Here is a 13,779-nt window from a genome sequence, read left to right as displayed (position 1 = left end):
TCGATTTTACCTAGTCACGAAATGAAGCATTTGTGTATATAAGCGCAAAATGTAAATCAACGTAAGGAACGCGTTCATTTTGTGTAAAACCCTTTCTTTTATAAGCCTTATTTTTTTGAGTCTCAGCAGCTCAACCTTTGCCGCCACCGCCATCAGCCCAACAGATCGCGATGCGCTGGAGCTCCAGCAAAAGTCATTACTGGAGCAGGCCAAACAGCAGCGTTTATCGCTGGAAAACAGCACCACCTTAACGATACCCACGGTCACTGCACCAACAGTAAAAGATGCCGTCTGCTTCCCCATCCAAAACATTGTCTTTCACGATGCAGAGTCCCTTTCAACGAAAGATCGGGCCGCTGTTCAGCGGCGCTACCAAAATCGCTGCCTTGATTTAGCCACAATCCATAACGTCGTGAGGGAAACCACCAACACCTACCTCAATCGAGGCTTTGTCACCAGCCAAGCCTATTTGCAGGAACAAGACCTCTCCAACGGCACGCTCATCATCAGCGTCAGCGAGGGAAAAATAGAAGCCATTCGTATGGAAGGGGAAACGCCACTCGCAATCAAGATGGCCTTCCCCGGTCTGGAAGGACGCATTCTTAATCTGCGCGATATCGAACAAGGGATGGAACAACTTAATCGCCTGCCTTCGCAGCAGGTGACGATTGATATTCAGCCGGGAAAACAAGCCGGAAGTTCGATTGTTTATCTCAAACGCACCACGCACTCCCGCCCTGTCACCCTGTCTCTCAGCACAGACAACAGCGGACAAAAAAGCACGGGCCGCGAACAGCTTTCCACCCACCTCACGTTTGATAACCCACTGCGACTCGCCGACCGCTGGTGGCTCACCGCCAGCCGTGATAGCGCGTTCAGCCATAGCTACGGCAGCAAAGCCTTATCGGGCGGGATGTCTTTGCCTTATGGCTACTGGACGCTCGGCTACCAATACGCCTGGAATGACTTTTTCCAACCGATCCCGATCGGCAGCAGCGCGTATCGCTATGAAGGGCAAAGTAATACCCATCGGCTCAGCCTCAACAGAACGCTCTATCGGGATGGGAAGCAGAAGCTGGCGCTGGATGGCGCGCTCTCCCGCCGACGCACCGAGAACCGCATGGCGGGCGAGCGCCTTGAGGTCAGCAGCCCTACGGTCAGTAGCGCTAGCCTTGGGCTCAGCTATAGCACCACGCTGGTCGGGGGATATTTTACGCTCAACCCGATGTTAAGCCATGGCGTAAGGAGTTGGGGCGCGACAGATGACACAAAAGAAAATAGTGGCCTGCCACGCAGCGAGTTCCGCAAATTTAGCGTCAGCAGCAGCTATTTCTACCCACTTGCGCCATCGCTGTACTTTCTGACTTCCCTTTACGGCCAAACCACGCCGGACAACCTGTATACCAGCGAACGCGTCTCGCTCGGCGGCGAGTATTCCGTCCGGGGATTTAAGGAACAGACACTAACTGGCAATCGGGGTTTCTACTGGCGTAATGAACTGAATTGGCAATTCACTACCCTACCGTTTCTGGGTGATATCGCCTTAACCACCGCGCTGGATAGCGGGTGGATTGCGGGGAAAGCCGGCAAAGTCGATGGTGGCAATATGACCGGTGCTTCCGTCGGCCTGTCTGCATCTTCACGTTGGGTCAGCCAGTCAGTGTCGCTCGGCGTGCCGCTGCACTTCCCGAACGATCTCCATCCCGACAACGCCGTCGTTTACTGGCAAGTCTCCCTCCCTGTTACAGCGTTTTTTAATTAAGCGTTTTATTCAAGCAAAAGGAAAACAAGGAAAGTCACATGGAAAAATTCAATAACCGTACCACTCGTGGACTTAGCTATCTGCTGATCTACCTGACCGCAATTCAACCGTTACACCCCGCGTTCGCTGCACTCACGCCAGACGGCCCACGCACGCAAGTCAACAACGCGGGTGCCGTCCCGGTCATCAATATCGCGACGCCAAACGCAGCGGGTGTTTCTCACAATACCTATAAAGATTTCAGCGTCGGGACACCCGGTGCTGTGCTAAACAACAGCATTGCCGCGGGGCAATCGCAGTTGGCTGGGCAGTTAAACGCTAACGCCAACCTCAATGGCAAAGCGGCCGATTTGATTATCAACGAGGTAACGGGCTCCACCCGCTCAGACCTGCAAGGGAAGATCGAAGTCTTCGGGAATAAAGCCAACGTATTGATTGCCAACCCGAACGGCATCACCTGTGACGGATGTGGGTTCATCAATACGCCTTCAGCCACGCTGACAACCGGTAAACCGGTGTTGGATCAGCAAGGCGCACTTGAAGCGTTGGAAGTGAAAAAAGGCAGCATCACCATTGGTGGCAAAGGCCTGGACGGTTCAGCAACGGATTATGTCGATATCCTCAGCCGGGCAACCGAACTGAACGGCAAAATCAACGCGAAAAACCTGACACTGACTCAAGGCAGCAATCGGGTCGATTTCAAAACCGGCACGATCGCCCCCATCGCCGGAGAAGGTGCCAAACCACTGCTGGCAGTCGACACCAAAGCGCTCGGCGGCATGTATGCAGAACGCATCCGACTCGTGGCAACCGAGGACGGAGTCGGCGCTAACGTCGCTAACCTGACCAGCTCTCAGCAAGGCATTACGCTGGACAGCAAAGGTAAAATCCAGCTCGGTAATGTAAACGCGAAAACCGACCTTAATCTGAATGCACAGCAGGTCGATATTGCCGCAGGCAATACGGTGAAAAGCGACCGAGATATCACGCTTGCCAGTACCGTATTGAATAACCGAGGCAATATCATCGCGGGCGAAGATATGCGCCTGTTCAACGACAACCTGACCAACACGCAGGCCACCATTGAGGCCAACAACAACCTGTGGATTCAAAAAGACGCGGCAGGGAACAAAGGCGTTAAGGTAGAAAACCGCTCGGGGACGATTAAAACCAATACCGGGGATTTGGTGATTCGGACGAACTCGCTTCAAAACGTCAGAGATAAGATCGCTGTCAAAGAGAAGAAGGATTTAACTTACGCCAACCTTAATGTTGGTAATGAATTGCCAATACGATCGCTTTCCGATGCAAAAACGTATATCCCTTTAATTGTTAAAAAAGAGCTTGAAGGGGAAGTTGCTACATCTGAATCCGAAATTCACGGAGCAAAAAACCTCTATATTAATGCCACACGGTTGGAGAATAACGCCAGCAATTTGAAATCCTATGGAAATATCTTTCTGGCAGGACAGGATTTTTTAAATATTTCTCCGTTGTTAAAACAAACTGAACATACAACAAATTTCCGTTCGGAAACGGCACAAGAACAGGCTGTTAGACGTTCTAATACGCCACAATCGACCAGCACAACTATTCTGGATGATGGCACGCCACTTATCCTTGCTTACTATAGGGTCAAAGACAAAGAGAGCGTTTTTAAAGGCGAGCAGTTGCTATCGGCAAAAGTACATGCCACTGGGAATGTCGTTGCCGATTTTGAAAGGCTAATAAAAATAGAGAACACTCTACAACCGCAATCACCAACAGTCATGTCACTTGATACAACAAATATTAAAGGGAATGACGTATTGCTGAGCGCAGGTGATATAAGAATAAATGGTGTAATTGATTCATCAAAAAATACAAATTTGATATCTAAAAGCTCAGTCATTATTGATCAATCAAATCTCTCATCAAGCAGAAATGATATAAATATCAATGCCACATCTACTATTGGTTCAACAACCTCAATTTTTAGAGCAAGGAATATTAACCTTAACAGCCGTGAAGGTGACATTACTTATGCAACAACGTCATTGCCAATATTTAACAATTCCGGGAATCGCCTATATGCTTCACTCCATGCTGAAGACACCCTCTCTCTAAACGCAGGAGGAAATATAAAACTATCTGGGGTTAGCTTTAGAAATAACCAAAATACAGTATTTGTTGCAGGAAAAGACCTTACTATAAGCAATTCAATTCATGATCTAATTACTCATCAACGAGGAATAGAAACAACTCAAGAGAATAATAAAAAAATATTTGACGATGCATTTTTTAAGCTAAATTATTTATTTACAGACTATAACATTCTTGCCAAAGCAAAAGGTAATATTACCTTATCAGGTGTATCCCTTACTGCCGGGAAAGGTATTGATTTAATTGCCAACGGCATGGTAACCATTGATGTTAAAACCGTAGGTAATATCTACAATGAGTTTTTGCCATCAACACGTACACCTTCATTATCAAGCCGGCTTAGCACCGGGGATTTACTGATAAACTCGGGAGGTGAAATTAATATTAAATCAGCAAATCTATCCGCCAGTAATATTACGCTCTTGGCTGGCAGCACTCTTTCATTACTCTCTACCGCGTATTCTGCCATCGCCACCCCCGACGAAGAAAATAGAGACGATCGCCATGTTATCACTCAGATTAATGCGAGGAGAAATCTTACTCTTGCGACAAATGGCGCTCTCATTGCATCCGGAAGCTCATTATCCTCAATAGGGGATATGACGTTAAGTTCCCGTGGGAAGATGGAATTTAACGCACTGAAAAATTACGCGATGCGCGAAGGAAATAACGAATTTAATGAATCAACGACACAACAAAATGTCGTGTTAAATAGTGGTGGTGTGCTGACGCTTTTATCTAGCAGCAGCATCTTATTTCAGGCCACAAGTTTAGTTGCAAAAGGCGCAATGGACGTGGCTGCTAAAGGAGGGTTTCTGTATGCGCAAGCCATGGAAGAAACCAACCATTATGAACAAGAATCCAGCAGCCGCACTTGGTATGGCAAAAAGAAAAAGGGCAAACGGACATACCATAATGTCAGCAATAAGGTGACCGAGTTTACTGCCGGAAGCGACATCAATCTGCTTAGCCGTGATGACAGCATCTATGAAGCGAGCAAAATAGAGGCAGGTAAGAACGCTAAACTCACCAGTACTCAAGGTAAAGTTATCTTTAAGGCGGTAAAAAATACCACGTTCGAGCAAACCATCACCACATCGAAAGGTTTTTTCATTAAAAACTCCGACAGGGGATACACCAAAGACACCTGGCTATTACCCTCAATCCATGCTGGCGGACAGTTTACCGTTGATGCCGCAACAGGGATTTCTGCTGACGTAAAAACACGCAATGCTCAATCACTGCAAAATGCGTTACTGACTCTCAGCAATACTCCAGGGGCGACGTGGCTAAAAGGGTTGAATACCCGTAAAGATGTGCAATGGAACGCGGTGCAAGATGCCTACACCAATTGGAACCATACCACCCAAAGTTTGAATCCAGTGGTGGGTGCCGTAATTGCCATTGCCGTTGCAGCAGTAACCGCAGGTGCTGGTCTGGCAGGAATGGCAGCAACAGCGACGGTCAATGCCGCTGGTGCGACCGGAATGACAGCCACTGTGATGTCCGGTGCAGTTTACTCAGGTATGACAGCTCTGACCTCACAAGCAGCAGTCGCACTAGTCGACAACAAAGGTAACCTTACCAAAACCATGCAAACACTGGGTAACAGTGCTTCCGTTAAGTCACTGGTGACTTCAATGGCTGTGGGTGGTGCGCTGGCTGGTTTCGACAGCGTATTAAAAATCAGCAACACAGGCGCAAGTCCAACCCAAACCAGACTACCTATGCTCAGCAACGGTGACTGGAGTAAGGTGGCGCAACGCGTCGCCGGACAGTCAGTGATCAGCTCCAGCATCGGTACCGCGATTAACGGCGGTAGCTTCAAAGATAATTTCACCACGGCACTCTTGAGTAACGTCGGCAGCCAGATTAATGCTGAAGGGGCAAAATTTATTGGGGATAACGGTACAGTCCTTGACGTACCGGGCAAAGCCCTCAGCCATGCTGTTGTCGCAGGTATCGCTGCTGAAATCAGTGGTGGTGACGTTAAAGGCGCTGCGGCTGGTGCGCTGGCGGCAGAGCTAGCTGGCGCAGTAATGGGAAGTAGTTTGTTTGAACCAAAATACAAAAGCGAGCTTGATAAACAAGTCGTTACGCTTCTCAAAATCACCCAGCAGGACGAAACCAGTGCGTTAATATCCCGAGTTATCGGTTCTCTGGCTGGCGCAATTGCCACCAATTCGCCCGGAGGAGTGAATAGTGCAGCCAATGCTGCTGAAATAACCTACCGATACAATTTTCTGGAACATGAGATTGACCAAATGTTTCAGGAAAATGCCAACGACATAGAAGCGGCGAAGGGAGGAGATAAAGCGGCACAGGAACGTGTTGACGCCCGCATGGCTGCGGTCATGATGATCATGGACTTTACACCTGTCGCAGGGGGGATCAAAAGTGCATTAGAAGCGCAAACCTCTCTTGATTATCTTTTAACCGCAGCGGCGATTGTCCCAGGCCTCGGAGTAGCGGGTAAGGCGGCAATAAAGCAGGCTAGAAAATATCTAGACTCAGGGAAAGTTAAAGAGGCCGAAGCGGCGTTTGAAACGGTTAAAAGTGAAATTGCACTGATAGAACGTCCTTCCTGGAGAAAGTCGGAGACTGACGTAGGTAAAAATCTAGGAGAAGGTTGGCGTGAACAGGTCAGCTTTAAAGGCGGTAAAGAGGTCCCGCACGGCACAGCAGGCAGCGTACGCCCAGACTGGTGTTTAGGTACAATTTGCAGTATAGAGGTAAAAAATTATAACCTTACGACTAACCAAAGCGGGTTAATTAACAATGTATCAAAGCAAGCCATTGAACGTCAGATGAATTTACCTGCAGGAATGAAGCAGGAAGTTATTATTGATATACGCGGGCAGACTGTGACTGATGCTCAAAAGAGTGCGATCATCAAAGAAATTGTAACCAAATCAAATAACATACTTAGTGCGACAGATATAGGATTCATGACGAAATGAAAAACGTAGGATTCCATGGTGGGCATACCGTCTACAATTGCGGTACATCTCTTGATATGTATATTTTTTTCCAATGCATAGCGCAGATCACTTCAGGGATGAGTACCAGTTTGTTGACTGATGGACTTTATCGTCGCTACTTGGAAAAAAATGATCTTCATCTAGCTTCCGAGCAAGCACTTCAGGTAGAGGCGCTATTTAGCCGTACTTTACCCACAGAAATAAATTGGGATGATATTGGTGGGAATATTAGTTTATCAACTTTATGCCTTGATAAAGGTAACTTGGCTACCATTTTTTCAGAGCATTTTAAAAATTTTTATAATGCCGTAAAATCTTCCGAATCTTTTTATCATGACTTTGGCACTTACGTCCCTGTAAAAACCGTTATTTCTGACTTACCTTGGTTTATCGAAGATAAAAATCGCCCCCTCGAACAGTATGATGCGCTGGGGCCTGATGATCTGCCATTTTGGCTGAGATAGCATGATAATAATATAAAAATCATAACCCTGAGCCTGCCATAGGCTCAGGGTTATTTAAATAATAAAAAAATTATTAAGTTACCCTTGTTATTTCAATTAATAAAAAACGGATAAAAATGAAAATTAATAAAAACGAAATCTACGTTAAAATGCTTCTCCTCGCTATCCCTTATATTCGGAACGTACAGTCACATAAGGGAAGAACCGATCGTTCATGCTACTATGAAGCAGAACTGATCCATAACCTGGCTTACACGATCTTGACGCCAGACTTTGAAGATCACGACATCTACTTTCTTAACAATCAAGCAAGGTATTATATTGAAAACTGTAGCGATGAAATTTCAATAGCTTATAGCGGCCAAAAAGAACTTATATCATCTCTTTTTGAAATGGTTCCAAAAGAAATGAAGTCGAAGCTCCTTTGGGAAGGTCCAAAATAAGATAAAAAATCTATGGATACAACGAGATAAGATAAAAATATTAGAGTTAGAACACATATATTGTAGAAGAAGTAAAGTCGGGTGATAGTAACATTATTACCTTATCTTTTATTGATGAGTTAAAAGAATAAGTTCGCCATTGAAGAGTTATACGAGTATGATTTGTGCTCTTGCCAAGCGATCGCGGCAATAAATACACACATCAATGGAGTGAAACACGATGTCTCTGTTCATGCAGTTACGTACATTTTTCCTTTTCATCATAACTATCTTCGCATTTCCCGTCCTCGCCCAACCATCATCCGCTGGACTCAGTTGCGGTATTTATACGAGCGATCGTGGATTTGAAATTCACGTCATTAATACTCAGCTATTACACAAAGTGTATAAAAATGACCGTATCACAGCGCACTATATTCTGAATGATAACAAAGTTGACATGGTCTCCATGGAATCACTCATGACGTCAGACTTTGATATCTCCCCCGACCGTAAAACACTTAAAGACTTCTCTGGGGAATATGTATTAACGGAAGCCAAAGAGTGTAGTGACAATGTAAAAAAACCAGAAAGTGAATTAAGTAAACAGTGTTGGGGGAATATGTCAGCATGCTCAACGCTAATGCAGAAAAGTGATGTTAATACACTTAAACAACTATGCCTGGATAATATTTACGCCGCTTGTGAACAGTGGGACAGCATTGCTTTTGCCGGCGATCGAATAAAAAAAGCATTAGCCGCAACAACGAATCTGAATTTACCAATGCCACTCGAGCCAGAATGGATCGCTACCGTTGTTGAATCATGTCGCACTGGGTTGTCTGGGAAAATGTGTAATGAAGCCGCCAATGCATTGTGGAGTAGCGGACAATATCTTGCCGCCCGAGATGCACTACAGCGGGCTTGCGATGCGCTGGAATGGAATAGTAAAGGATGCCCAAAAGCCGAAGCTCTACAGTCACTCACGGAAAATGACGTTTCCTCCCCAGCCTCTGGTTTGCCAGTCGGACACTATGTAACGCGCAGCGGTGGGCCCGAGCTGTTTATCGCGCAAGATGGCACGGTGAAAATGAAGGGGAATTCATCGGTTAAGGCGCATCTTGATAATGAGCTGATTCGTATTCCACGCGGTCAGAAAGATGACTTCGTCTTCCGTCGTGCTGGGGAAAATAAGCTAGTCGGTATCGATAGCGAGAATACGTTCAAAGTCTACGAATTACAGAAATGAAATAAATCAGCAGCCACACCTTTTCTCTGATTACTTCATAGCAGGGCGTTACGTCATTGGCATCAGGGGAGGCAAATAGCCTCCCCTGACGTTCTTTCAACTCAATACCCTATCGCTGCCCCGGCCGGGCGGCGGATGTCATTTGCGCCGTACAGGTAGCCTTCACGCACTTTGCCGGATACCGCCGAGTCATTGCCCGAATCCGCAGGCGTCACGCCCGCCGCACCCAGCAAGCCGACCAGAATCAGCTCCGCTGCACCCCAAGGCGTTTGTTCCACCATCTTGTAGCCGCGCTGCTTCAGCAGGTTCAGCGTATCTGCAGACAGCCCGCGCTGTTCGTAATACACCTCGTCCGGCAGCCACTGATGGTGGATGCGCGGTGCGTCCACCGCTTCCTGCGGCGCCATGCCGTGATCGATGATATTCAGCGCCGTTTGCAGCGTGATGGTGATAATACGCGAACCGCCGGGTGAACCGAGCACCATGAATACTTTACCATCTTTCGTCACCAGTGACGGGCTCATGGACGAAAGTGGGCGCTTACCGGGGGCGATTGAATTACGTTCTCCTTGCACCAATCCGTACAGGTTTTTCTCGCCAACCTTCACGGTAAAATCATCCATTTCGTTATTGAGGAAGAAGCCTGTACCCGGCGCGATCACCACCGAACCAAAACGCCCATTCACGGTATACGTGGTGGATACCGCATTGCCCTGATTATCTACAATGGAATAGTGCGTGGTTTCCGGCCGCTCGTGCGGGCCAATCCCCGGCTGTACGTTTTTGGACGGCGTCGCGTTCTCCGGTTCGATTTGTTTGCGGATTTCAGCGGCGTAGTCCTTACTCAACAAGCGCTCGACGGGATTACTCACAAACGCCGGATCGCCGAGATAGGTGTTGCGGTCCATGTACGCATGACGCATCGCTTCCGTCAGCACATGCACGGTGGCTGCCGAATTGAAGCCTGTCGATTTAATGTCGTAACCTTCGACAATATTGAGAATTTCACACATCGTGACGCCACCGGAGCTGGGCGGCGGCGAAGAGACAAATTGATAACCGCGATAGTTACAGGTTACCGGTGCCGTTTCGGTAATGCGGTAATTGGCAAAATCAGCTGCCGTCAGAATGCCACCGCCCTGCTTTGCCGCCTTCTCCACCGTCTGCGGGATCGTGCCCTTGTAGAAAGCATCCGGCCCTTTCGCGGCAATCGCCGCCAGCGTATTCGCCAGATCGGTTTGCACCAGCTTATCGCCGGGCTGCAACGCGCTGCCGTCAGGGCGCAGGAAAATACGCGCCGCTTCAGGATCGGCTTTGAAACGCTTTACCGTGGTGTCCAGAATATCGGTATCCGCTCGCGTAAGCTCAAAGCCTTCACGCGCCAGTTTAATCGCCGGTGCCATCACCTGTTCGCGTGTCAATTTGCCGTATTTTTGCAGCGCGGTATCCAGCCCCAGCACCGTTCCCGGTACGCCAGCGGCCAGATAACCGTACAAGCTCGCGTCTTTTTTCACACTCCCATCAGCATTCAGATACATGTTGGCGCTGGCCGCCGCGGGTGCGGTTTCACGGAAGTTGATAAAGGTGTCTTTCCCATCGGCCAGGTGCAGCGTCATAAATCCACCGCCACCGATATTGCCACAGCAGGGATTTACCACCGCCTGCGCGTAACCCACGGCCACAGCGGCATCAATCGCATTGCCGCCCATTTTCAGGATATCGACGCCAATCTGCGAAGCCAGATATTGCGAGCTGACCACCATACCGTTTTTCGCTTCCACCGCAGGGGCAGACGCCGCCTGCACGGTTCCACTCACTAGCAGCGCCGTCACGCTCAGTGACAACAACCATTTTCCCGATGTTATGTTTTTTATTCTCATGCAGATCCCTTTATCCCGTTGATTTCAATCACTGCTTTTATTGCCTACCCTCTTGCCTGGCTAACCTGCAAAGTCCACGCCAATAAACAGACACGGCTTAGCGAATTCACCAGCAGCAGTAAGAAGCGTAGGAAAGACATGAAAAATTGCGAAAATAGCCGCTTATCTTTGCGACGCTGCACGATAAATACGCCCCATAGCGAGGCATAGGGTTCACATGTGCCGCACGGGTAGCCATGAACGTAACCGCGCGCCAAACACATTCACCAGCAGGCCGACCATAATCAGTACCGCGCCCACAACCTGCAACAGTGAAAGAGATTCGCCGAGGAACACGGCGGCGCTGACCAACCCAACCACCGGCACCAGTAGCGACAGGGGTGCCACACGCCAGGTTTCATAGCGCGCCAGCAAGCTTCCCCAAATCCCGTAGCCGATGATGGTTGCCGCAAATGCCAGATAAACCAGAGATAATATCGTCGGCAGTTGGATGGTCGTTAAACTATGGACAATCGCGTCCCGACCTTCAAACAGCCAGGAGCTGATGAAAAACGGCACGACAGGCACCAGCGCTCCCCACACCACCAGTGACATGATGCGCACGTCGCTGTTTTGGCTCATGATCACTTTATTGATGATGTTGCCCACCGCCCATGACAGCGCCGCCGCCAGCGTCAGTAGCAGCGTGGTGGTCGTCATTCCGGACGACATTTGCAGCGCTGTGCGACCTTCTGCCAGCACCACCATCCCTAGCGCCGCCACCAGAATGCCGACAACGTGATTCCAACGTAGCTTTTCCGACAGCAAGACTGCGCCAACCAGCAGGGTAAAAAAGGCCTGCGCCTGTAACACCAGCGAGGCAATCCCCGCAGGCATACCCAGCTTAATGGCGAGGAACAAGAAGCCAAACTGACCAAAGCTGATCGTCATGCCATAGGCGAGCAGCCATTTCAGGGGAATACGTGGGAAAGGAACAAAGAAAATTGCCGGGAGCGCCACCAGCGAAAAACGTAGCCCTGCCAATAAGAAAGGCGGCATGTCGTTCAGCCCAACCTTGATCACCACGAAGTTCACGCCCCATAGCACGACAACACAAAGCGCAAGCAGCGCATCTTTCAACGACATCCTCATCCCCTGATCAAATACGTAACAAATACCTTCTTCAAGGTACGCGTAAAATGAAAAAACGGATAAGAAAAGATAATTATGGCGTTACGTGACAATGACTCAGCGTAACCATGACGTGAGATGGCCGACCACCAGATTCTGTGGCCGGCATAGATAGCGTTACTCGATGGCGATGGGTTTTTCCGTCAGCGTGGTTTTGTTGTCACCCTGAATGGCTTTCACTTTCTGCTCCGTTTTCTGTACCGCATCGGCGCTACTCAACAGGCTGTATGTCAGCTCAAACGTCGTGCTCTGGCCGCGCTGTAGCTTTTTGACCCGTCCTTGTTCGCGTTCAATCGTAACCGGATAGGCGTAGTTAGTACCGGGTTCGATCCCCGTGACGTAGCCCTGTTTTTCCGTATCCGTGTTTTTCCACAGCGTCAGCAGCGGCAGTTGATGGGTGTCAAAGGCAATAGACACGCCCTTATCTCCCGCCTTGTTCACCAGTGCCGCCAGCGTTTTACCCTGTGCATCCGTATACGGTGTAATGTTGAACACCATTTCATCAAAGTCTTTTGTCGGCCCTTTGTAGGTTTGCCAGGTTGCCAGACCTGCTTTGGCATGGTCATTAAACGGAGAAATGTCTTTTACCGGCGCAATGAAACGCGCGCCTTCTTCCAGAATCGGCGTACCGAAATTACTGTGGTAGATAATCTGATAGTCGCGCGCGTAGTCGGCTTTGTTGGTCAGCACATCGTGCACGGTAAACGACTCGCTGCCAGGGACGTAGCGCAGCTCGGTCCAGGTTTCTAGATTCGACTTCTTGAAGCTGTTTTCCTTCAGCAGGCCGCGCACCGTAATGGTGTGCGGTGCGGTATCGCTGACTTCCACCACCACTTTTGACGCTGGCGTGTTTCCCGCGCGGCCGTGCAGGGTATAGATCATGCCCTCGCTGACGACCGGGTGCCCCGTCCATTCGAAGCCGCAGCGCACCATCATCTCATTGAAACCTTCCAGCCAGCCCAGTCCGTTACGGCTTTCCAGATTGATGGTATTCGGGTTGACGACCTCATCAACCGGCGAATCCCACCCCAAACGGATGTTTTTGCCCGTCACATGCAGCAAGTTCATCCCTCGCGTCGGGCTGAGGGCAATTTTCAGGCCGTCCTGACTGGTAATCGTGATCACTTTACTGCCTTCCTGACGTCCGCCGTGCAGGACTTTTTGCTCAATGCTGAAATGCTGACTTTTGATCTTCAGGGCATCACTGCCAATTTGCCAGTTTCCCTTTTCAACACTGCTTTCAGCATCTGTCAGCACAAACGTCTGCGCCGAGAGTTGCCATGATGTCAGCGCCAGTGTAATGCCTATAGCCAGTAATTTTTTCATGTTAACCATCCCTCTCTGCTGAATTGTTTTAGCTAATGCGAGCTAAAGACTACAAATCAGTGGATAGTCAGAATGTGATAGCTATCACCAGATGGAAAAATTTGGCATTGTCGCGTTATTTATTCGATTAGCATCACTAACTCGCTGTGAATGGCATCTATAATTGCAGAATTATTGAGACATTGATCGGTAAAAGCTGAAATCGTTTCAGCAAAATAAAGCCGACTGTCTGAAATCATTTCCACACCCAGGTTAGAGTCAGCAAATTATTCTGAGTATTACACGCTACGCGGGATAAAAAATTACCAGTCTGTTTTTTGACCACATTGCACCCTATTGGCGCAAGCGCTATGGTTGCCGGTAACCTGTGTACGACCACTGAT

General features: G+C 48.7%; 8 protein-coding genes. 5 read left to right on the top strand and 3 right to left on the bottom strand.

Annotated elements, in window-relative coordinates; all coding sequences use genetic code 11:
- Positions 1 to 79: 79 nt before the first annotated feature.
- The 5 genes from H4F65_RS14145 to H4F65_RS14125 all read left to right on the top strand — a co-directional run bounded on the left by H4F65_RS14145 (position 80) and on the right by H4F65_RS14125 (position 9,020).
- Positions 80 to 1,762, top strand: a complete 1,683-nt coding sequence (locus H4F65_RS14145) for a ShlB/FhaC/HecB family hemolysin secretion/activation protein (protein ID WP_010681414.1) — start codon at positions 80 to 82, stop codon at positions 1,760 to 1,762.
- 38 nt (positions 1,763 to 1,800) lie between these two features.
- Positions 1,801 to 6,864: a DUF637 domain-containing protein gene (locus H4F65_RS14140; RefSeq protein ID WP_010681415.1), complete on the top strand. Its 5,064-nt coding sequence runs from the start codon at positions 1,801 to 1,803 to the stop codon at positions 6,862 to 6,864.
- Positions 6,861 to 7,349 carry a hypothetical protein gene (locus H4F65_RS14135; RefSeq protein WP_010681416.1) on the top strand — a complete coding sequence of 163 codons (489 nt, stop codon included), beginning with the start codon at positions 6,861 to 6,863 and terminating at the stop codon, positions 7,347 to 7,349. The genes H4F65_RS14140 and H4F65_RS14135 overlap by 4 nt, the downstream gene beginning before the upstream one ends.
- 116 nt (positions 7,350 to 7,465) lie before the next feature.
- Positions 7,466 to 7,792 (top strand): hypothetical protein, encoded by a 327-nt coding sequence (locus H4F65_RS14130; protein WP_010681417.1) that lies wholly within the window; start codon positions 7,466 to 7,468, stop codon positions 7,790 to 7,792.
- A gap of 220 nt (positions 7,793 to 8,012) precedes the next feature.
- Positions 8,013 to 9,020 carry a hypothetical protein gene (locus H4F65_RS14125; RefSeq protein ID WP_010681418.1) on the top strand — a complete coding sequence of 336 codons (1,008 nt, stop codon included), beginning with the start codon at positions 8,013 to 8,015 and terminating at the stop codon, positions 9,018 to 9,020.
- A gap of 101 nt (positions 9,021 to 9,121) precedes the next feature.
- Here H4F65_RS14125 and ggt read toward each other — a convergent pair whose 3' ends face one another.
- The 3 genes from ggt to H4F65_RS14110 all read right to left on the bottom strand — a co-directional run bounded on the left by ggt (position 9,122) and on the right by H4F65_RS14110 (position 13,396).
- Positions 9,122 to 10,900, bottom strand: a complete 1,779-nt coding sequence (gene ggt, locus H4F65_RS14120; RefSeq protein WP_039320171.1) for a gamma-glutamyltransferase — start codon at positions 10,898 to 10,900, stop codon at positions 9,122 to 9,124.
- 213 nt (positions 10,901 to 11,113) lie between these two features.
- Positions 11,114 to 12,025, bottom strand: coding sequence for an O-acetylserine/cysteine exporter (locus H4F65_RS14115; protein ID WP_010681420.1), 912 nt, complete (start codon positions 12,023 to 12,025; stop codon positions 11,114 to 11,116).
- 162 nt (positions 12,026 to 12,187) lie between these two features.
- The gene (locus H4F65_RS14110; RefSeq protein WP_010681421.1) at positions 12,188 to 13,396 is read right to left on the bottom strand and encodes an aldose 1-epimerase family protein; all 1,209 of its coding nucleotides are present in this window, start codon (positions 13,394 to 13,396) and stop codon (positions 12,188 to 12,190) included.
- Positions 13,397 to 13,779: the final 383 nt, after the last annotated feature.

The sequence above is a fragment of the Pectobacterium brasiliense genome (assembly GCF_016950255.1).
In the GTDB taxonomy this organism is placed as follows: Bacteria; Pseudomonadota; Gammaproteobacteria; order Enterobacterales; family Enterobacteriaceae; genus Pectobacterium; species Pectobacterium brasiliense.
Note: the sequence above shows the minus strand (reverse complement) of the source record. Positions and strands in the feature narration are given on the sequence as shown.

What these genes read in the sequence shown, in the direction of transcription:
- H4F65_RS14140 (WP_010681415.1), top strand. Translation starts at nt 1,801, where the DNA reads ATGGAAAAATTCAATAACCGTACCACTCGTGGACTTAGCTATCTGCTG.
- H4F65_RS14135 (WP_010681416.1), top strand. Translation starts at nt 6,861, where the DNA reads ATGAAAAACGTAGGATTCCATGGTGGGCATACCGTCTACAATTGCGGT.
- H4F65_RS14130 (WP_010681417.1), top strand. Translation starts at nt 7,466, where the DNA reads ATGAAAATTAATAAAAACGAAATCTACGTTAAAATGCTTCTCCTCGCT.
- H4F65_RS14125 (WP_010681418.1), top strand. Translation starts at nt 8,013, where the DNA reads ATGTCTCTGTTCATGCAGTTACGTACATTTTTCCTTTTCATCATAACT.
- ggt (WP_039320171.1), bottom strand. Translation starts at nt 10,900, where the DNA reads ATGAGAATAAAAAACATAACATCGGGAAAATGGTTGTTGTCACTGAGC.
- H4F65_RS14115 (WP_010681420.1), bottom strand. Translation starts at nt 12,025, where the DNA reads ATGTCGTTGAAAGATGCGCTGCTTGCGCTTTGTGTTGTCGTGCTATGG.
- H4F65_RS14110 (WP_010681421.1), bottom strand. Translation starts at nt 13,396, where the DNA reads ATGAAAAAATTACTGGCTATAGGCATTACACTGGCGCTGACATCATGG.